General features: G+C 42.5%; 10 protein-coding genes. 8 read left to right on the plus strand and 2 right to left on the minus strand.

Features of this window, described 5'->3' with window-relative positions; genetic code table 11:
* Positions 1-66: 66 nt before the first annotated feature.
* Complete coding sequence (locus V7K69_RS17955) at positions 67-936, minus strand: hypothetical protein (RefSeq protein WP_335036679.1); 870 nt, start codon at positions 934-936, stop codon at positions 67-69.
* Between the two features lie 17 nt (positions 937-953).
* Positions 954-1,505 (minus strand): NUDIX hydrolase, encoded by a 552-nt coding sequence (locus tag V7K69_RS17960; RefSeq protein ID WP_335036681.1) that lies wholly within the window; start codon positions 1,503-1,505, stop codon positions 954-956.
* Between the two features lie 139 nt (positions 1,506-1,644).
* Here V7K69_RS17960 and V7K69_RS17965 point away from each other — a divergent pair, with 139 nt between their 5' ends.
* The 8 genes from V7K69_RS17965 to V7K69_RS18000 all read left to right on the plus strand — a co-directional run bounded on the left by V7K69_RS17965 (position 1,645) and on the right by V7K69_RS18000 (position 22,266).
* Positions 1,645-2,697 (plus strand): dipeptide epimerase, encoded by a 1,053-nt coding sequence (locus V7K69_RS17965; protein WP_335036683.1) that lies wholly within the window; start codon positions 1,645-1,647, stop codon positions 2,695-2,697.
* Entirely contained in the window at positions 2,681-3,727 is a 1,047-nt protein-coding gene (locus V7K69_RS17970) for a DUF1611 domain-containing protein (RefSeq protein WP_335036685.1), read from the plus strand. The genes V7K69_RS17965 and V7K69_RS17970 overlap by 17 nt, the downstream gene beginning before the upstream one ends.
* 513 nt (positions 3,728-4,240) lie before the next feature.
* Complete coding sequence (psb34, locus tag V7K69_RS17975; protein WP_335036687.1) at positions 4,241-4,411, plus strand: photosystem II assembly protein Psb34; 171 nt, start codon at positions 4,241-4,243, stop codon at positions 4,409-4,411.
* Positions 4,412-4,865: 454 nt separating this feature from the next.
* Complete coding sequence (locus V7K69_RS17980; RefSeq protein WP_335036689.1) at positions 4,866-6,497, plus strand: M48 family metallopeptidase; 1,632 nt, start codon at positions 4,866-4,868, stop codon at positions 6,495-6,497.
* 80 nt (positions 6,498-6,577) lie between these two features.
* On the plus strand, positions 6,578-7,354 hold the full coding sequence (locus tag V7K69_RS17985; RefSeq protein WP_335036691.1) for a COP23 domain-containing protein: 777 nt from the start codon (positions 6,578-6,580) through the stop codon (positions 7,352-7,354).
* Positions 7,355-8,153: 799 nt separating this feature from the next.
* The gene (locus V7K69_RS17990; protein ID WP_335036693.1) at positions 8,154-12,407 is read left to right on the plus strand and encodes a phytase; all 4,254 of its coding nucleotides are present in this window, start codon (positions 8,154-8,156) and stop codon (positions 12,405-12,407) included.
* A gap of 574 nt (positions 12,408-12,981) precedes the next feature.
* On the plus strand, positions 12,982-19,194 hold the full coding sequence (locus V7K69_RS17995) for an esterase-like activity of phytase family protein (protein ID WP_335036695.1): 6,213 nt from the start codon (positions 12,982-12,984) through the stop codon (positions 19,192-19,194).
* Positions 19,195-19,593: 399 nt separating this feature from the next.
* A complete protein-coding gene (locus V7K69_RS18000; RefSeq protein ID WP_335036697.1) occupies positions 19,594-22,266 on the plus strand; it encodes an alkaline phosphatase family protein in 2,673 nt (890 codons plus the stop codon).
* The last annotated feature ends 425 nt before the right edge of the window (positions 22,267-22,691 follow it).

The raw sequence follows: 22,691 nt of genomic DNA on the forward strand, positions 1-22,691 counted from the left end.
TGGCGGATGCTTTCAGGCTGACAAGATAATATTTTTAACCTCTAATTCCATTTGGTCTGCTTTCTCTCATATCGCTTTTAGTCTAAACTCCAGTACTAACTGAGGCTCTTTTGATGTAGAAGACGCAGATGTAATAATCGATACTTTGAATTTTAGATGACCGAGAGGAATTGTATTTTGGCTGACAGTAACAGTTCCAATGACTGTTTTCTGAGTGATATCAGCAGGAACTGTTACACCAAATTGAATAGAATCTGCTCTACCATTCCAACTCAACTGTTGAATTGGCTCGTCCACTTCTAGTTTTGGAATTGACAAGTTAAAAGTGAGTTCACTTCCTCGTTTAATAGGTACTCCTAAACTTCTCACACCTAACTGTTTAGCTTCAGGATCAAATTGTTGAGCATTCTGTTTGACAAATTCAACTTGTTCAGGAAGATGAACAAAGACTTGGACGAGAAACATATCGTCTGGAGTTATAGAAGCAGGACTGAAAACACTACAATCGACCAAATCTTTCGTTATATCGACAGGTTGTGAAGATCGTTCTTGAACAGTTGGGGTTTCTTGTAGCTGCGCTTTTAACCGCTTAATAACTTCTTCTTCAACCTCGATACCGCCAAAATCCGAAGAACGAAAATTAGCATAAGACTCGATATTATTATTAACTGCAACAGTAGAGCCGATATAAGCATTCTCATAATAATAAGTTAGATAATCAGATATCTCAATATGCTCCTTACGGACAAACCATGTATCTTTGCCATTGATAGAGTTTTTCAAGATAATTCTGTAATATTCTTTCTCTTCAGTATAAGAAATAACCTGTAAGACCCTTTTGACTGGAATCAGAATTTTTTCATCTTCCGCTAGTTCCGCTAACTTACTTGGACGAAGTTTGAGGAAAGTATCAGAAGTTACTATAAAAACAAACATAATTAGCCCTTGGATTATTAATAAGTGAGAAGTTTCAAACCTAAAAAAAGAGCCGCAACGGTTCCTGCAACAGAAATTTCACCTTGGGCAATTTTATCTAAAACTGATTCTACAGGGATAAATACAACTTCAATCTCTTCGGTAATATCCAGTTGTTGCTCTCCAAATTTGCTCACATTTTCTGCTAAAAATAAATGTATTTGATTGGTATCTTTACTCGGTTTATCGTATAAAGTTCCAATTTTTCTCAATTCTTGGGCAATATAACCAGTTTCTTCTGTAAATTCTCTAATTGCTGCCACTTCTGCGCTCTCTGTTGTAGGATCGAAATTTCCTGCTGGCAGTTCTAAGAAAAATTCACCTACTGCGTGTCTATATTGCCGGACAAAAATAATTTCTCTATTGCTCGTAATGGGTAAAACCATTGCCACGTCAGGCTTAATACTAACAAAATAATCATCTATAATTTTGCCATTGGGCAATTCTATTTCATCTTGCCTAACCTGACACCAGGGGTTATCTAAAACCATTTTTGATTTTAAAGTCTTCCATTTTTTTAAGTTGTTCATAAGTCAAGTAAAAAATAAAATTATGTATAAAAACTTTAGTAACTAAGCAATGAATGTAAAAAAGTATAACAGATACATCCGATAATCTAAACTTTGAACTTACACTTACTTTTGCAATAACATAATATGCAGAATTAGTATGCAAATAAATGTAAATTTATTTACTGTAAATAAAAGATTTCCCTTGACCATTAGTAGAGGTACAACGGCACAGACAACGAATGTATGGGTGAGTATTTCAGAAGATGGTATCGAAGGTTGGGGGGAAGCATCGCCATTCGGTGTGGGTAATCATCGGCAATCAACTGATGTAATCAAAAATGCCCTACAGCAAGTTGTGCCACTGTTGCAAGCATTCAGCCCTTTACAACGTCAGGAAATTGAGCAAGTTTTAATACAAAACCAGGTTCCTTCTGCTGCAAGAGCTGCCTTGGATATGGCAATGCACGACTGGTTAGGTAAGCGCGTAGGTTTACCTTTGTGGCAAATTTGGGGACTCGATCGCAATCAAATAGTACCAACTTCAGTCACAATTGGGATTAATTCGCCCGAAGGTGCGATCGCGAGAGCGCGAGACTGGTTACAATTTACCGATGTCCGCCTTTTTAAGGTGAAGTTAGGCAGTCCAGATGGCATAGATGCAGATAAAAAAATGCTCTTAGCGGTGCGAGAAGAAGCACCGGAACCAGAGTTTTTTGTTGATGCCAACGGGGGTTGGAGTTTAGAAGATGCGATCGCAATGTGCAATTGGCTGGCTGAATTGGGTATAAAGTATGTAGAACAGCCATTGCCACGGGGTCAGGAAAAAAGTTTAGCAAAACTCAAAGAACACTCTCCCCTACCCATCTTTGTTGATGAAAGTTGCTTCACAAGCTCTGATATTCCCGATTTGGCAAATTACGTGGATGGTATTAATATCAAACTGATGAAATCAGGGGGACTAACAGAAGCGATGCGAATGGTACATACAGCGCGAGCATATCAGTTGCAAGTAATGTTCGGTTGCTATTCTGATAGTTCCCTAGCGAATACAGCAGCATTACAGCTAGCGCCACTAGCTGATTATTTAGATTTAGACAGTCACCTCAACTTAATCGATGATCCTTTTACAGGTGCATTGCTAAAAGAAGGTAGAGTTTTGCTAAACGATTTACCAGGTTTGGGGGTAAAACACAGTGCGTCTACCACTTAATCAACGAGTAGCTATCTTACTTCATGAGGGAACTACTGGGACTCATGGCAAAACAGGACTCGCAATTTTACGTTACAGCGAAGCACCAATTGTAGCCGTCATTGATCGCGAATGCGCTGGCAAATCTCTGACAGAATTAACAGGTATCAAGCGTAATGTTCCAATTGTGGCATCGGTAGCCGCAGCCCTAGAGTACAAGCCAGAAGTTTTAGTAATAGGCATTGCTCCAAGTGGTGGTGCTATCCCAGATGATTATTGGTTAGAAATCAAAGATGCTCTAGAAGCTGGGATGTCCTTGGTGAACGGTTTGCATACACCAATGGCAAATATACCCGACTTAAATGCACTGCTCAAACCAGGGCAACTAATTTGGGATGTCCGCAAAGAGCCGCCTAATATAGGTGTTGCTAGTGGAATAGCACGCACGCTTCCGTGCCGGCGGGTGTTGACAGTGGGAACCGATATGGCGATCGGTAAAATGTCAACTAGTCTACAGTTACATTGGGCATCAAAACTGCGGGGTTGGCGTTCTAAATTTCTCGCCACAGGTCAAACTGGGATGATGTTAGAAGGCGATGGTGTGCCTTTAGATGCCGTGCGGGTAGACTTTGCTGCTGGTGCTGTGGAACAAGTAGTGATGCGCTACGGCAAAAACTATGACATCTTGCACATTGAAGGGCAAGGTTCACTGCTACATCCTGGTTCAACGGCAACCCTACCCCTGATTCGTGGTTCCCAACCAACTCAACTGGTGTTAGTCCATCGGGCGGGACAAGTTCATGTCCGCAATCATCCCCATGTAATAATTCCACCTTTACTAGAGGTAATTCGTCTTTATGAAACCGTTGCTAGTGCAGGTGGCGCTTTTGCAAGTGTGCCTGTAGTGGGTATAGCGCTTAACACAGCACATTTAGATGAATCTGCGGCTGAGGAAAGCATCGCTCAAATAACAGCAGAAACCGGGCTACCTTGCACCGATGTAGTCCGCTTTGATGCCAATGTGCTTTTGGATGCAGTGATGAAGAATTAGATGGTTAGAGAGACGCGATAAATCGCCGTCTTTACAATAGACATAGGAGTGAAAATTAATGTAGAGAGGTTGCGCTGCAACGTCTCTACAAGGGTTTCAGGTAACGCATAATTAATTTCTGGAGATGTCTAATAAGTAAGTCCTTTGTAGAGACGGTGATTTATCGCGTCTTTTGCCTTAACCGAACCGTATTGTCTCTACTCTTTCAGGACTTACGCCAAAAATAGCCCAAACCGTTATTTTCCGGTAGTGGTAATTCATTAATTGCACCTACCGCGTGTAGTTTTGTGTAAGTCCTATTTTTTATACAATTTTGGATTTTAGATTTTGCAATTTAAAAAATTGCGTAATATATGGCATTTTCGGTGGCTGGGGTAGCTTCGCCTCAGTCCACTATGCCCGATAAGTTACTTTTATTAAAATAATTAGCCCTTTTTTGTCAAGTCCTCTTGACGTTTCGTTACAATCCTGTTAAATTTAGTTACATAAGTAAACAAAAGAAGAGAAAAAAATATGTACACCACTGTAAATGAAGACGGCATTCTCAATAACTACGCAGCAGAACCCAAGGTTTACTACGCCGAGTACCCAGCAATTTGGGAACAACGTAAATACGTTTTACAAGGTCTTTTTGCGACTTTCATTGTCACAACTTTAGTTTTGGTTAGTTTTAGCGTTAGCTAAGATTTTAAATTTCGGTATCGCTGTATCTCATTGTCATTCGTACCTCTCTCTCTTACCCCGGTTAGTTTCGCCGGGGTTTTTTGTGTTTTACTGCTGTGCGATCGCATCTCAAACTGCGACGTTGTAGAATAAATGTGATCGCTCGTAAAATAAAGACAAATCAATAAAAAGGGGTGTTTATGACAACCCAGCTAATCGTCATTCATTTTTCCAGACTGATTCCCTTGTAGTAAGGGCTTCAGCCCTGGTGTTATGCAACTTAAATGCTCATTAGCTTATAAGCAAAATTTTCAAGTATTTGGGTGACTCAGTTTAAGCAAATAAGTGCTGCGCCGCATCACCGAACAGTTCGCGCTTGGGCATACTGCCTCACAAAAAGTACATCACTATATGCGTATTTTGCTAATTCCTCATAAAATTTAAAAAAGAGCCTTTTGCATACGTGGGCCCAAGCATGAAACGAATCTGGAAGTCTTTACTGTCAGCTTGGAAGTGGGTATTACTTTCATCTGCTACATCAATTTTGATAATCCTGACGCAGCCAACACCCCTTCTGGCACAAGAACCTGCTGCTTCTACCACTATTGAAACGACAAAGCCCAATTCAGAAACAACTAAAGTCCAAAAGTTACGGGAAGCGCTGCAACGTTCATCAACGCCAGAAGCACCAAAACCCGCCCCTGAAGTTTCCGAACCGAAAAAGCCAGAGTCGCCACAGGAACCCCCACTCACTCCTGAAGAACTCGCCCGTCAGCTAAAATTTATAGAAGCGGATAAACTTTATCTGGCAGGACAAATCCCAGAAGCGGAAAAAATTTACCGCGAAGTTAAGCAGCCTTTTGGTAAAACATCAGATAATCAACAGCGTAAAGCTGCCATACTCGACCCCACGCAACTATCCCCAGGAGGTAAAGTCTACTGGCGAGAATCAGAGGCGGGAATAGCACAAAAGTTGCAAACAAAAACTTTAGTACCTCTGCAACTATTAGTTGAGCAATATCCTGAATTTATCCCTGGTCATATCCGATATGCTGAAGCGTTGAAACAATACGATCGCACTAAAGAAGCATTAGATATATTAGAACGGGCTTCTTCACTGTATCCAGATCAACCAGAATTAATTAAAGCTAGAATTACAGCCTTAGCTGGTGATAAAAAATGGATGGAAGCGTCTTTGGCGGCGCGTCAATTTGCTATTCTCTACCCGAAAAATCCCCAAGCGCCTGAGTTTACAAAACTAGCAGAAGAAAATCTGAACCGTTACAAATCTTATACACAAGGAGAAATTAGAGGCAATGTCCTCGGTAATATTATTACAGGTGCTGTAGGTTATGCCGTCACTGGCAGTCTGCTTGGGCCGTTTTCTGCCCTTGACTCTACCATCATGCTGCTACAAGGTGAACGAGCCATAGGTGAGTCGGTAGCAAAGCAGGCAAAAAAACAGATGGGTGTAATTATAGACGAAGATATTTTGGCATACGTCAATGAAATTGGCCAGAAATTGGCGAAGGTAGGAGGACGGGACGAGTTTAAATACGAATTCTTTGTGATTCCAGAGGAAAGCCTTAACGCCTTTGCATTACCTGGGGGTAAAATTTTTATTAATGCAGGTGCGATCGCTAAAGCTAATTCCGAAGCAGAATTAGCTGGGTTAATGGGTCATGAATTATCCCATGTACTTTTATCCCACACTTTTCAATTAGTCAGCGAAGGCAACCTAATCTCTAACGTTACCCAATATCTACCTCTAGGTGGCACCATCGGTCAACTCTTTGCACTCAGTTACAGCCGCGACATGGAACGTCAGGCAGATAATCTCGGTACACGCCTAATTGTTGCCACTGGCTACGCTGCTGATGGCTTGCGTAACTTAATGGTGACGCTAGAAAAACAGCAAAAAAATGCTCCTCCTAGTTGGTTATCTTCGCACCCAGGCGGCAATGAGCGAGTTAGTTATTTAGAAAACCTCATTACCCGTAATAGCTACAACCGTTACGCCTATGAAGGAGTGGAGCGTCATCTAGAAATTAAAGCACGGGTGAAAAAGCTACTCGCAGAGAAAAAAGCCAGAGAGGAAAAAAAATAGCGTTTTTAATGAATCAAAATAGAGAATTATTCGTCACTTAAACTATCAATTCCCTACTTATTTCTACTGGAGGATGATTTATGTCATCACAACTACTGCGATTGATATCTTTGGGTAGTATTGGCTTATCTTTGTGTCTGGGCAATTCGGCAGCAATGGCACAATATGACTCTACTGGCGACGGTGTAGTAGTACCAACAGTCCCATCAGGTGGCTCATCAGTCCCAATAGACACATCAACAGGTATACCTCCTTCACCCTCATCTGACGGTACAACTCGGTTTACCTGCCAAACTTACAACGGTCAGTATACCGTTATGTATCAGCCACAAAGTCAACCAGGACAATTCTTTCCTTGGGCAGCACCTGCGGCTTTAGGCGGTGGTTGGGATGCACAAAGACGTTGTGCAACAATTGCCAGTCGCTTAGAACTGTATCGTCCAGATGGCTTACAAGAACTCCAGACATCTGTAGAAAATAACGAAAATATTGTCTGCGTTACAACAGAAGCTAACTCAACCTGTAGAATTGTGCTGACAGTACCGCGTGGCAAAGATCCTGTTGTAATCCGCAATAGCATTTTTCAGAACTTGACTACTGCTGACAACGGACAGCAGACTATAGCCGTTAACACTTATGGCGATCGCAGTAGTGGAGGGAATGAATTATATAATTTAGGACGTACACTTCTAGGGAGTGGCAATAATCGGATTAGTTCATCTAGAAGTGGCATTAATCTAAAGCCTTTCCTTGATCGCAAAGATGGTGGTACTGGAAACAATTTGCGGAATGGAGTAGCAATTCGTCGTCAGTCTCAGCCTAACTCTGTTCGCTTAAAACCTGGTAATTTCCGCTAATGTTTGAATTACTCACCAGTTCAGAACAATTTCGCCAAAACTAAAAGATATCGTTTTTTCGGTCGCGGTAATACTAAAATACAGATTTACATTAAGGTGGGCTGTTTACCCACCTTATTTTATATCGGGTGAAATATCTATCATTAAGAGGATGTTTGAAAATTATTATTGGTATCAAAAATTTTAAATCATCTAAATTATCCAATAAAATTAAGGGTGGTTAAGGTGAATTTAAAAGTACCTCAAATCACAGTGAAACAATTTTCAAACAACTTGATACTTATTTAGAGAAAGATATATACAAGATCAGATATAGGTTAGTTTGAGGAACGAAACCCAACATCATCAAGCCTTTTTTTGTTTCTCAACTCAACCTACTATTCTAATTAACCCAAGCGGATTGGGATATATGACTGAGAATAATTGCTGTGGAAAAAATATCTCTAAACCTACAATTATTTTTATCTTAACCTTTTGCTAGCTGTTCCTTAATCTGAACAGTATACTTTGAGATTGCCCAATTAAGAACTCATACAAAAAGTTACATAGCTGTCTTCTAACAATCTCTAATAACAGTGAATTGGAAGGCACATTTTATATTGTCCATGTTGATAATGCGAACTCTCTAAACTGCAAAGATGCACTTTGCAATTAACGGTCTCTTACTGGCAATATAAATGACATTTACACTCAAAATTTTCCCCACTTTTACAGCGATTTGATTGGGCAACTTGGTTCTGTGGTTGCCGCAGATAAACACTAGTCTTCGCAAAACTTGAATCTACCCCAGCACTAAATTATGGTAATTAATAATACAATCCGCTTTTCCCAATTCAATGCTTCTCTAAACCGCAGCGCTCAAGGTAAATTAGCAGCCGATTTGTCAACCCCCGATAATGCTCAAGCAAAAGCTGTTGCAGAAATTATCCAGCGTAACAACCCGGATGTCCTGCTAATTAATGAGTTTGACTACTCCCAAGAGGCAGTTCAACTCTTTCAGCAAAACTATTTAGCCATCAGCCAAAACGGTACGACTCCTGTTAACTACCCCTACTTCTATATCGCTCCCTCCAACACAGGTATTGCCTCTGGCTTTGACTTCAACAACAATGGCACAGTAGTGACAACCCCAGGCACACCAGGATATGGCGATGATGCCTTCGGATTTGGTGATTTTCCTGGTCAATACGGGATGTTGCTGTTATCCAAATATCCCATTGACACCGCCAATATCCGCACCTTCCAAAACTTTCTCTGGAAGGATATGCCCAATGCCTTGCTTCCTGATGATCCCACAACACCAGAGCCAAATGATTGGTATTCTCAGGAGGAACTATCAGTTCTACGCCTCTCTTCTAAAAGCCACTGGGATGTACCCATCCAAGTAAACGGACAGACAATTCACGCCCTCGTTAGCCACCCCACACCCCCAACTTTTGATGGCGCTGAAGACCGCAACGGTAAGCGTAACCATGACGAGATTCGCTTGTGGGCAGATTATATTACCCCTGGTAATGGTAATTACATTTATGATGACCAGGGTAAAACAGGCGGTATCGCTGCTGGTTCAGACTTTGTAATTATGGGCGATCAGAATGCTGATCCACTAGATGGTGATAGTTATGACAATGCTATTCGCCAACTATTGCAAAATCCTGGGATCAATACTAATGTCATTCCTAGCAGTCTTGGCGGCCCCCAACAAGCAGCTTTACAAGGTGGTGCGAACGCTAGCCACAAAGGAAATCCTAGCTTTGACACCGCAGACTTTGCTGATACGGCTCCCGGAAACCTGCGGACTGATTACGTACTACCCTCGGATGATCTGACAATTGCCGACTCAGGAGTATTTTGGCCACTGAATACTGACCCAACATTCTCCCCAGTGGGTACTTTTCCCTTCCCCAGTTCTGACCATCGCTTGGTGTTCGCAGATGTGCAAACTAGACCAACTCAAGCAGGTAAAACCATTCCCAATGTAGGTTTTGAAAGGCAGACTACCTTCGTTACTGGCTTTATTCCTGATAGTGCGGCGGGAACTGTCAACGGCATACCAACTCCAGTAGGCGGATTATCTGGTGTCACCTACGATGCTGTTAACAACCGCTACTATGCAATCTCAGACGATCGCTCTCAAGTTGCTCCTGCCCGCTTTTATACCTTCACTGCTACCAATTCCGGGGTGAATTTTACCAATGTCACAACCCTGAAAGATACCAACGGCAACTTTTTTGCAACCAACAGCCTTGACCCAGAAGGTATCGCTTTAACTAACGATGGTACTGTTTTCATCTCTTCTGAAGGTGAAGTCAACCCTACTGCTGGTCGTGTTACTAATCCCTTTATTAAAGAGTTTTCACTAGCTACAGGGCAAGAAATAAGATCGCTTTTTGTCCCCAGCAAATTCCTGCCAGTAGTTGAAGATACTAACAGCAATGGTATTGTAGATGCCGGAGATACGCAGACATCTGGCGTATACAATAACCTGGCATTTGAAAGCCTCACTATTACACCTGACCAGAAAACCTTATTCACTGCGACTGAAAACGCGTTGTCCCAAGATGGATTAAAAGCCTCACTCACCAGTGGCAGCCCTTCTCGGATTCTGCAATACAATCTGATTACTGGACAGCCAGAAAAAGAATACCTTTACATCACCGATGCCATTCCCGAACCACCAAACCCAAGTACAGGCTCTGCTGACAATGGTTTGGCGGATTTACTAGCAATAGATAATCGTGGTACTTTCCTCGCGTTAGAACGCTCCTTTGCCCAAGGTGTGGGCAATACCATCAAAATCTACGAAGTTTCTTTGCAAGGTGCAACTGACATTAGTTTCTACGATTCTCTCAATAGTTTGAGCGCTGAACAACTAGCAGCTGTTAAACCCGCCCAAAAGCGTCTGCTGTTGAATTTAACTGACCTTAATCTGCCCACTGATGCAAATCATCCGATTACAGGAGTAGATAATATAGAAGGTCTTGCCTTCGGCCCCAAACTAGCAGATGGTCGTCAGTCTATTGTGCTGGTGAGTGACAACAACTTTAGCAGTACTCAATATACCCAAATCCTTACCTTGGGTGCAGACTTGGTTCCAACTGCTGCACCTACAGTAGAAACTCGTCCTGGTTTATTTGACGATGAAGATCCAGCATTACCTGCTGTAGATCAGAATGCCGATGCTGATGACCCTGCCATTTATGTTAATGCCACAAATGCTGCTGATAGTCTAATACTAACCTCAGTCAAAAATGCTGGATTGCGGGTTTATGACTTATCTGGTAATTTGTTGCAGACAGTTAATCCCGGTGGTATTCGCTACAACAACATTGATTTACAATACGGTTTTAAATTAGGCAATCAATCGGTTGATATTGCCGTAGCTAGCGATCGCAACAACGACAAATTAGCAATCTTCAAAATTAACCCCAACCCTGGCGCAGACGGTAACTATCTCGAAGATATCACCGATAGCAATATTGCTACTATCTTCCAAGCATTACCTTTTGAACCGCCTTATTCGGCATCAACTCGCAGCTCTTACGGACTTACTTTATACCGTAGCCCCATAACTAATGATTACTATGTCTTTACCAGTCGCCGCCAAACTGGAGATATAGCTCAGTTCAAATTGATTGACAAAGGTAATGGCCAAATTGGAGCAGAACTGGTGCGGGAGTTCACCATCCCCTCACCCACAGCCGCAGACCGTTCTCCCCAAACAGAGGGTATGGTAGTTGACCAAGAAACTGGCTTTCTCTACATAGCCCAAGAAGATGTGGGCATTTGGAAATTCCAGGCAGAACCGGACGGCGGCACAACAGGCAAGCTGATTGATCGTGTCCGTTTTGAGGGTGGTTCTCACCTTACTGACGACGCAGAAGGGTTGACCATCTACTACGGCAAAAACGGCACAGGTTATCTGCTAGCATCCAGCCAAGGTGATAGCACCTTTGTTGCCTACACTCGTGAAGGAAATAACGAATATGTGGGTAACTTTGCTATTGGTAACAATGGGTCAATTGACAGCGTGCAAGAGTCGGATGGTGCTGATGTAATTAACGTACCACTGGGGCCTAACTTCCCATTTGGTTTATTTGTCACTCAAGATGGCTCTAATGAACCTGCTAAAACTATTGATGGTGAAAACGTCAACTCTAACTTTAAGTTGGTGCCTTGGGAGAATATAGTCAATGCCTTGCCCAATTCTCTAAATATTGACACCACAAGTTACGATCCTCGCAATCCTGTTAACTTGACAGGTGTACAGCCTACTTTCCCCGGCAGTTTCGGTTCTACCAACAGCGATAATGTTACAGTTGAGCCAGGAAAAACATTCTTCGCAGGTGACGGGGCAGATTTTGTCGAGGGTACTGAAGGTAACACAATCCAGACTGGAAATGGTGATGACATTGTACTCGTAGGCAGTAACTCTTCAGTATCCGGCGGAGATGGTAGCGATCGCATATTTATTGGTCAAAATGGCCCAGTTCAAAATACCAGTGCTGATAGTGGCAATGGTGATGATGTTATTACCGTAGTAGAAGCCAGTGGTAGTAATAATTTGTTTGGCGCAGCAGGTAATGATACTCTCACAGTCATTGAAGGTTCTCGCCAATCATTATTCGGTGGCTTAGGTAACGACACTCTCACCAGTAACGGCAGCAATAACCGTCTGTATGGCGGTTCTGGAGATGACAAACTCTTCTCTAATGTCAATGATTCCCTATCTGGTGGCGATGGCGATGATGTGCTATTTGCTGGTCAAGGTGGTGGTAATCGCCTCAGTGGTGGTACTGGTGCTGACCAATTCTGGATTGCTAACGCCAGTCTGCCAATTAGTAAGAACATTGTCACTGATTTTACAGTTGGGGTTGACAAAATTGGCCTTGGCGGTATTAGCGTAACTCAGTTTAGTGCTTTAACACTATTGCAACAGGGTAGTGACACCTTAGTGAAAACTGGAAATACAGAATTGGCTTTATTCCTTGGCATTACGTCAACTAACCTCACAGCCAATGATTTCGTTTTCTCGGCTAGTGTCGTGGCTTAATTTGTTGGCTAGCTTCTCATAGAAAAGTTTTTTGTAGGGACGTATAGCTGTACGTCCCTACAGCCTATTTATTGGATAGGAAATTAGATGCGATCGCTAGCCAATTCAAACTAAAAAAATTCAACTTTTATCTTTTCGTAATTTCAGAAATAGATTATATAACAAAGTGAATCAAAAATAATTTTTTCTTTAAATGTATTTTAATCCTTTCTTCTGTTTAACTTATTCTTTTCTTAATCTTTCAATGGAAACATCTTTAATAATGGTCAATTTTTTTCATAACTACTATCGACAAACTTAAGCTTGGAATTTAGTTGCACACTTTTTCATCAACACAGATTAGTAGTTAACATCTGACCATCATTACTCTAGCTTCCAATCATTCTGAAAAAAAGATTCGGAATTAAGGGCAAATTTCGAGTGAACCGAACTAGATTTTTGTAATTCTGAAATACTCCCATAATTCCGGTTTATAGAGTGAGAAGGTGATTTTTTCCATCAGCGATGTAATTAGAGAACTTGAATAGCTTGTGATGCAGCTAAATTCAAATACCCACCAAAAAACATTCTAATTATGGCAATTGAGAACGGAAGAACAACAGCATCGGCTTACGTTGAGACAACAAATAACTCCAACAATACAATAATTGTCCCTTTATTAACTGTAGGGGATGAAGTACCCCTGCTGACTAACACATTTGATATCGACGAAGCGCCTCAAGTTGATGCCACCGAAAAATATGCCTTCACTGGTATTCCCGATGGCACAGGTGCTACCCAAGTAACTATTGCTGGTAAAACCTATAACTATGTTTGGGTAAACCATGAACTAGGTGGCTCCGTCACAACAGATATTTCTAGCACATTTCCTGGTGAAAAGATTACTGGTGCGAGGGTGTCACTGTTTGTATTTGACGAAAACTGGAAGGTCATCGGCGGTAAAAACCTAATTGACACCATAGTAGACTCAACTGGCACTTACACCTTAAATACTCAAACTGGTTTATACACCAATAGCAGTGGAGCAACCATTAGTCCTTTCGATCGCTTCTGCTCATCTTATCTAGCCCAGTCCGGTTTCGTAGACGCTACTGGTACAGAGGTTCCCGTCTACTTTGCTCCCGAAGAAGGCAGTGATGCAAGTCGCGGTTGGGCAGTCACACCAGATGGCACAGCCCAAGCGCTAGACGGTCTAGGTCGCTACAGAAAAGAAAACGTCGTTGCAGCTTCCCAGTATCGGGCAGAGAACTCCGACAAAACAGTGTTGTTCGCATCAGAAGATAATGATGATGGCGAACTGTATATGTGGGTAGGTCAACAAACCACAGATGACCCCAATGGCTTTAAAAACGGAGATTTGTACGTTCTGAAAGTCAATGGTGCAGAATTCGAGGGTCAAGTTAGCGAAGGCACTCAAAAAGCTGCAACCTGGACAAAGGTTGATAAATCAGTCGTCTTCAATGCAGATGGTACACCAAAAATAAATGGTGTAGATTTAACAACCTTCGTTAACACTGCGGACAATTCCACTAGTTTCCAGCGCATTGAAGATTTTGCCGAAGATCCGAATAATCCTGGAACTTTCTATTTTGTCACCACAGGCACCAAAAATAAACAAGGTCAGGGGACAGCAGCCGGAGCAACTGATAATCCAGCCGAAGCTGAAGACCCCTATGGTAGACTCTACCGCTTTAAATTAAATACCTCCGACCCCACAGCCGGGATTAGTGACTTTGAATTGTTATTGACGGGTGGCCCTGGCAAAGGTGTCAGCTATGACAACATTACAGTTGATAAATCTGGCAAAATCTTGCTTCAAGAGGATCAAACCTCTTTTGGTGGTGATGTCATGGCAGCAGAAAACCGAGAAGCTTCTGTTTGGTCTTTCGACCCTACCACTAAAGCGATCGCTCGTGTCTTTGCTTTAAATGAAGATGCAGCTGGTACTGTGTACAATGACCCAGATGCCAAAGGACAGTGGGAAAGTTCTGGCATTATCGAAATTCCTTCCGAATCATTACCAGGTAGCGGTGCTTACCTATTTGATGTACAGGCTCACACCGTTAAAAACAATGTAGCAGGTGCGCCAGACCAAAACATTCTCAACGGCAATCATGCAGAAGGTGGACAGCTTTTAGCGGCCATTCCCCAAATCGCTCAAAAGCCAGTTATAGATGGCAGAACGACCGATCCTGCTTATGTTAAGGCACTCGATGGGTCAAATTACAGACTGAATCAACTCCTGACAGTTGGCGATGAAATCCCATTGCTACAGGGAGAATTTGGTTCCTTTGTTCCCAGTGGCACTGAAAAGTATGCTTTTACAGGCATCCCTGATGGTCTGGGCATTTATGAGACTGACGATGCTTACTATGTATTTGTCAACCATGAATTAAGCGACACTACTAAAACAGATTTTTCCAGCACAATTTCTGGACAAATTACAGGCGGTAGAATTTCGCTATTGCAATTTGACAAAAACTGGAAGCTAGTAGGTGGTAAAGACCTAATAGAGAACGCAGTTGACAGCAAAGGCAACGAGTTAGGCAAGATTACAGTTACATCGGATACCGTAACCCAAACAGGTATTGCCTTTGGTCGATTCTGTTCCGCCTACTTAGCAACTTATGGTTTTGAAGGTGGGCCAATATTCTTTACCGCCGATGAGCAGAATGGTGATAGTTTGGGTTGGGCAGTCACAACTGATGGTACTGCTCAATCTATAGATGGTTTAGGTCGCTTCTCCAAAGAAAACGTACTAGCAGCGTCTCAGTATCGCGCCACCAATTCCGGTAAAACAGTTCTAATATCAACCGAAGACAATGGTGATGGCGAACTATATATGTTCGTGGGTAATCAAACAGCAGAAGACCCCAATGGCTTGAAAGACGGAGATTTGTACGTCCTCAAGGTAACAGGATATGACAATGAAACCTTAGCAGAAGGTACAAAGGTAAAAGCTACTTGGACTAAGGTTGATCGGTCGGCTGTTTATGATACCAAAGGTACAGAAGATCGTGGAGACGATCAACTACTCAATAGCGGTACTTCTCTAAGTGATTGGGTAAATGGTAGCGACAATGGATTGCTGCGTTCTACAAACTTCCGTCGTCTGGAAGATATAACGGAAGACCCAAACAATCCAGGTACTTTCTACTTTGTCACCACTGGAACAGAGGATCAACTAGCTAATGGCACTTTTGAAAATCCTTACGGTAAAGCTTATCGTTTTAGCCTGAATGCAAGTGACCCAACAGCAGAGGTTAGCAACTTTGAATTGGTGCTAACTGGTGGCCCAAATACAGGAGTAAGCTATGACAACGTAACTGTTGATAAAAATGGCAAACTCTTACTCCAAGAAGATACAGCCGGTCTTGGTGGGGAAATAATAGATGCCCAGCAACGTAACGATCGCGTTTGGTCTTACGATATTGCCACCGATACTGTTAAACCTCTGTTTGAAGTAGACCAAAATGCCCAAGGTACTGCTTTTAATAGTGGCTTTGGTTCTTGGGAAAGCTCTGGTATTATCGAAGCCGCTTCTAATCCTCAACTAGGCCGCAGTTCTTACCTATTTGATGTCCAAGCTAGCGGTGTACTCAATAACGTAGATTTAAACCAGTTGAATGTACTCAATGGTGAACACAGCCGGGGTGGTCAACTATTAATTGCGACACCTGTTCCCCAAGTTGAGTTAGTAGGTTTTGCTTCTTTACCTGCTGATACCTATAGTGATGGCCCAGCTTCTGGTGCAGAAATTTCAGCCAATGGCAGAACCGGGCCTTTCCCTGGACAGCCAATTCAGGGTTTTAGCGGTGTTCAATTTGCTAACAGCAACTCTTTGTACTTCCTGTCAGACAATGGTTATGGTAGCAAAGATAATAGCGAAGACTTTCTGTTACGAATCAATCGTGTAGACCCGAATTTTAAGGGAACAGAAAATGGCGATGGCACTGTTAAAGTTTTAGATTACATTCAACTGTCTGACCCTAACAACAAAGTTCCTTTCCAAATTGTGAATGAGGGAACTACTGGAAGATTACTGACTGGCGCAGACTTTGATGTCGAGTCATTCGTCTTTGATAAAGATGGGACAATCTGGGTTGGAGAAGAGTTTGCCCCCTACCTGCTGCATTTTGATGCCAGTGGTAAGTTGTTGGAAGCTCCCATTGCTACACCTGACCAATTCAAAACTTTAGATGGAGAAGCACCTAAAGTTATTGGACACAGAGGCGCAAGTGGCGATCTCCCAGAACATACCTTAGAAGCATACAGACGAGCAATTGAAGACGGTGCTGACTTTATTGAGCCAGACTTAGTAGTAACAAAAGATGGCGTGTTGATTGCTCGCCATGAACCTGCTTTGGCAATTTTGAATGCTGATGGCACTCTTAATTTAAGCAATACAACCACAGACGTTTACGATGTTACCAAGTATCCACAGTTTGCCGATCGCAAGAAAACAGTCAGCCTAGATGGAACAGAAATCACAGGTTGGTTTGCTGAAGACTTTACTTTAGAAGAAATCAAGACTTTAGGTGCGATACAGCGTGTGCCTTTCCGCGACCAATCCTTCAATGGTCAATTTGAAATTCCCACCCTCGCCGAAATCATCGACTTGGTTAAGGAAGTAGAAGCCGAGACAGGTAAAAAGATTGGCATTTATCCCGAAACTAAGCATCCCACCTATTCTGCCGAAGAAGCTACTTATGTAGGCACTACGGAGAAAATTAACCGAAACATCAGTGAAATCCTCATCGATACACTGAAAGCGGAGAACTTCACCGATCCCAGCCGGATTTTCATCCAATCCTTTGAAGTCGGTAATCTCAAGGATCTCCACGATCGCATTATGCCTAATGCAGGTGTAGATATTCCCCTGGTTCAACTTCTAGATGCAGCTGGCATTGAGCTTAATGGTACGCTCATAGAAACTCAGCCTTATGATTTAGAAGGCACTACTGACACCCGTACCTATGGTGATTTACGGACTCCAGAAGGTTTGGCTGAAATTGCTACCTATGCTGATGGCATTGGCCCTTGGAAGCGAATGATTGTTAGTGTCAGAGGTACTGACGCTAATAACGATGGTTCGGCAGATGATGTCAATGGAGATGGTGCAGTAAATGATGCTGACAGAACGCTCTTAGCTCCCACTACTTTAGTTCAAGATGCTCACAATGCAGGTTTACAGGTTCATCCTTACACCTTCCGCGATGAAGACCTGTATTTAGCAGCAGATTACAAAGGTAATCCAGAACTAGAATTTCAGCAGTTCTATCAATTAGGCGTAGATGCACTATTTACAGACTTCCCAGAGACAGGTGATAAAGTCCGAGATTTCTTGAGCAATCCTCAGTATAATGTAGTGCGATCGCCACAAAATCCCGATGTTCTCTCAGGAGATGCCTTTGCTAACTTGGGTGGCTCCAAAGGTTTTGAGGGTGGAGCAATTAACGCCAGCAAAACCAAGCTCTATATGCTGCTAGAGGGTACAGTTCAAGGTGATACTCCTGGTGCTTTGCGGATTAACGAATTTGATTTAGCCAGCCACAAGTACACTGATAAAAAGCTGTACTACAGATTGGATAATGCGTCAAATGCGATCGGGGATTTAGCAGTCATTAACGATAATGAGTATCTAGTCATTGAGAGGGATGGTGGTCAAGGAGCCTCAGCTAAATTCAAGCGGATCTACAAAATTGACTTGTCTAAAGCAGATTCTAATGGTTATGTAGCCAAAGAAGAAGTTGCAGACTTGTTAAACATCCAAGACCCCAACGACCTGAATGGAGATGGCAAAACCACCTTTGACTTCCCATTTGTCACAATTGAAAACGTTTTAGTTGTTGACAAAAACACCATTTTGGTTGCTAATGACAACAATTATCCCTTCTCTACAGGTCGTCCTGGAAATGATCCTCAAAATCCAGTCATAGACAACAATGAAATTCTACTGCTGAAGTTGGAGAAGCCCCTTAACCTTGCTCCTGGTTTAGGTCAACCTCAAACTGAAGAAATTAACTTTGGCTCTACTACCAGCGATGATATTATCGTTCAGCCAAATCAAACCCTATTCACAGGTGACGGAGCAGACTTTGTAGAAGGTACTAAAGGGAACACAATCCAGACTGGAAATGGTGAAGACACGGTACTAGCTGGTAGCGACTCTTCAGTATCCACAGGAGAGGGTAAGGATCAGATATTTATTGGTCAAAATGGCCCGGCTCAAAATACCAGTGCTGATGGTGGCAATGGTAATGATGTTATTACCGTAGTGGAAGCTAGTGGTAGTAATAATTTACTTGGAGGCGCAGGTGCTGATACTCTCACAGTAGTTGAAGGTTCTCGTCAATCATTATTTGGTGGCTCAGGTAATGACACCCTCATTAGTGGCGGTAGCAATAACCGTCTCTACGGTGGTTCTGGCGATGACAAACTCTTCTCCAGTGTGAATGATTCCTTGTCTGGTGGCGATGGTGATGATGTACTATTTGCTGGTCAACAGGGTGGTAATCGCTTAACTGGTGGTACTGGTGCTGACCAATTCTGGATTGCTAACGCCAGTCTGCCAACTAGCAAAAACATTGTGACTGATTTTGCGATCGCCATTGATAAAATCGGGCTTGGTGGTATTGGTGTTACTCAATTTAGTGCTTTAACACTATTGCAACAGGGTAGCGATACTTTGGTGAAAGCCGGAAATACAGAGTTGGCTTCATTGGTTGGAATTACATCAACAAACCTCACAGCAAATAATTTCGTTTTTTCTGCTAGTGTCGTTTAGCTCAAGAATGATTACAGCTTAAATTCAATGTTCAAAATGAATTAAGCTGTAGCGCTTTTGCTAACTCTAAAGAGTGATATTGCAATCATATTTTGATTTGCTCTCTATCTAAAGGATTAGATCCCCAACTTCTTCAAGAATTGGGGATTTTTTTGTCCAAAATCTTAACTTGTTTATAACTTTCCTTAAACATTGAACAACTATCTTTTGAGACAGTAACCAAAGTTAAGTTCATTTAATTGTCTGCACCATTTTGTGTGGATACTAAGCATTTTGTCGCCAAATACTATTTAGGTTTCTGTAGCCAAGAATTTTTTGGGTTGAGCGTAATGAATTGCTCATACAGATACACAATTGCTGCGATTAATCGTAGCTCACAATACTTAAGGAATAGTAAGCATGGCTGATACAAATGGCAACGGTAGAAATGTCATTATTTTTGTTGCGGATGGATTGCGTAACGGTTCTGTAAACCCTATTGATACCCCAACTTTATATGGTGTCCGTCAGCAGGGAGTTAGTTTCGCTAATAGCCATTCATTATTTCCCACATTTACCACGCCCAATGCTTCAGCGATCGCAACTGGGCATTATCTTGGCGATACAGGTGATTTTAGCAACACCATTTACACTGGTTTTCCAAGCCCTAATGCCAATGGTAGTGTCACACCATTTATAGAAAATGATGCAGTTTTGGGAGATATCGATGAAAAATTTCCCGGTAACAACTTTTTAGATGAAGAGTCACTCCTAGCTTACGCGCGATCGCAGGGTTTCAACACAGCAGCAGTTGGTAAACTAGGCCCAGTTGCCATCCAAGATGTCACACAAGTTAACCGAGAAGGTGGTACTACAGGTACTATTCCTACTCCCGATACAATAATTATTGATGACAGCACCAATGGTGCAACCCCGCCGCCTACAGCCGCCGGTTCACCTTCTGCTGTTCCACTCGATCCAGATATTGTCGCTCGTTTACAAGCGGCTGGTCTAAATGTAAAACCGACAACGCGAGTCCAGCCAGCTGGTAACAATACAACTCCAGGGACTCTAAATGCTAATGTCGCTCAACAACAATACTTTGCAGATGCCACAACCAAAGTAATTTTACCTAAGTTTCAGGAAGATGGTAAACCATTTGCATTGGTTTACTGGTCAAGAGATCCCGATGGTAGTCAACATAATCAGGGTGATAGCTTAAACACCTTGACACCAGGCATCAATGGCCCTACTTCCAAAGCTGGGGTCAAAAATGCTGATGATAATTTAAAGCAGCTTCTTGACTATCTTAAAAGCACTGGCTTAGACAAGACTACTGATGTCTTTATTACTGCTGACCACGGTTTTTCTACCATTAGCAAACAAGCTATTGATAGCCAAGGCACAAAAACTACAAGTTATGCTGCCACCCAAACTTATGCGGGTGTAAATCCGGGATTTCTACCAGCAGGTTTTGTTGCAATTGATTTGGCTCACGATCTAGGTTTACCCTTATACGATCCTAACCCTACAACCCTTCCCCCCGACCTCAACCACATCCAATATACGACTGTTGATGCCACAAAAGGTCAACGTCCTATTTCTGGGAATGGTGTAATTGGTGGTACAGGTGAGGTAATTAATGGCCAACTTGACCCAGGTACAAAGATAGTTGTAGCTGCTAATGGTGGATCGGACTTAATTTATCTACCCAATGGCAATGCTGAATTAGCTAAACAGGTAGTGAATTTGCTTTCACAAAAAGACTACATCAGTGGTATTTTTGTAGACGATGCTTATGGAAACATCCCAGGTGCTTTACCATTGAGTGCGATCGGGCTAAAAGGTGATGCTAAAACACCAGTTCCATCTATAGTTATCAACTTCAAAACCTTTAGCACCGATCCAAGCAACCCAAACAACCCTCAAGCTCAGGTTGAAATTGCTGATACAACTTTGCAGCAAGGGCAGGGGATGCATGGCAGCTTTGGTCGAGGTGATACATTCAATAACATGGAGGCTATTGGCCCCGACTTTAAACAAGGCTATGTAGACTATGCGCCCGTCAGCAATGCTGATGTAACACCTACACTTGCTCGTATTTTAGGGTTAGAAATTCCCAGTAATGGCGATTTGAAAGGTCGTGCCATTACAGAAGCACTGGTGGGAGGCCCGGATGTAGTTCCCTCCACTAAAGAAGTCTTGACTTCGGAAGAAACTGCTAATGGCCAAGCAACAATTCTGGATTTTCAGAGTGTAGGCAATACTCAGTACTTTACAGCCGCAGGGTTTGATGGTCGCACTGTTGGACTAACAACACTAGACCTTCAATTTGGTTCTACTAATAGTGATGATGTCACCCTCAAGCCGAATCAAACCTTATTTGCAGGTGACGGCGCAGACTTTGTAGAAGGTACTAAAGGTAACACAATCGTGACTGGGACTGGTGAAGACACGGTGCTAGTTGGTAGTGCCTCTTCAGTGTCCACAGGAGATGGTAACGATCAAGTTTTTATTGGCATAAATAGCCCTGCTAGTAACACTAGTGCCGATGGTGGCAATGGTAATGACGAAGTTGCTGTAGTAGAAGCCAATGGTAGTAATAATTTGTTCGGAGGCACAGGTGCTGATACTCTCACAGTAGTTGAAGGTTCGCGTCAACTGTCCTTCGGTGGCTCAGGTAACGATACCCTCAAGAGTAACGGTAGCAATAACCGCCTCTACGGTGGTTCTGGAGATGACAAACTCTTCTCTAGTGTGAATGATTCCCTGTTTGGTGGCGATGGTGATGATGTGCTATTTGCTGGTCAACAGGGCGGTAATCGCTTAACTGGTGGTACTGGTGCTGACCAATTCTGGATTGCTAACGCCAGTCTGCCAACTAGCAAGAACATTGTGACTGATTTTGCGATCGCCACTGATAAAATCGGGCTTGGTGGTATTGGCATTAGCCAATTTAATGCTTTAACACTGTTGCAACAAGGTAGTGATACTTTGGTGAAAGCCGGAAATACAGAGTTGGCTTCATTAGTTGGAATTACATCGATTAGCCTCACTGCAAATGACTTCGTTTTTGCTGCTAGTGTTATTTAACCGAAAAATGATTAAAGCTTAGATTCAACATTCAAAATTAGTTAATGCGAGGGAATGATCATCCCTCGTTTTTTATATTTTTTAGTAACTGCATATTCAACATAAAAGGTACTATAGGACTCCTATTTGATTTTTGGATTCAGTACGGAATGGCACTAAGATAAGCGCAAACCCGTGATTTAACTGGCTTTTGAGTGTGGGGAGAGGGGGGAGTGTGGGGAGCCAGATTTCTTCCCCATCTTCCCACACCTCCCTCAAACAAAGGTTTCAGGTTTTCTTAGTGCCATTCGATTCAGTACGGATGTATCTTTCTTTTCTTCCCAATTCCCAATTCCCAATCCACGCAAGTAAATATGGCTACGCCACGCTGCGCGAACAGGAATCAAACCGGATTCCTATATAAACTATTAGTATCCTGTACTTTT

This window comes from Nostoc sp. (assembly GCF_036917775.1).
Classification (GTDB): Bacteria; Cyanobacteriota; Cyanobacteriia; order Cyanobacteriales; family Nostocaceae; genus Nostoc.

Coding starts and splice junctions, on each gene's coding strand:
- V7K69_RS17955 (WP_335036679.1), bottom strand. CDS start 936: ATGTTTGTTTTTATAGTAACTTCTGATACTTTCCTCAAACTTCGTCCA.
- V7K69_RS17960 (WP_335036681.1), bottom strand. CDS start 1,505: ATGAACAACTTAAAAAAATGGAAGACTTTAAAATCAAAAATGGTTTTA.
- V7K69_RS17965 (WP_335036683.1), top strand. CDS start 1,645: ATGCAAATAAATGTAAATTTATTTACTGTAAATAAAAGATTTCCCTTG.
- psb34 (WP_335036687.1), top strand. CDS start 4,241: ATGTACACCACTGTAAATGAAGACGGCATTCTCAATAACTACGCAGCA.
- V7K69_RS17980 (WP_335036689.1), top strand. CDS start 4,866: ATGAAACGAATCTGGAAGTCTTTACTGTCAGCTTGGAAGTGGGTATTA.
- V7K69_RS17985 (WP_335036691.1), top strand. CDS start 6,578: ATGTCATCACAACTACTGCGATTGATATCTTTGGGTAGTATTGGCTTA.
- V7K69_RS17990 (WP_335036693.1), top strand. CDS start 8,154: ATGGTAATTAATAATACAATCCGCTTTTCCCAATTCAATGCTTCTCTA.
- V7K69_RS17995 (WP_335036695.1), top strand. CDS start 12,982: ATGGCAATTGAGAACGGAAGAACAACAGCATCGGCTTACGTTGAGACA.
- V7K69_RS18000 (WP_335036697.1), top strand. CDS start 19,594: ATGGCTGATACAAATGGCAACGGTAGAAATGTCATTATTTTTGTTGCG.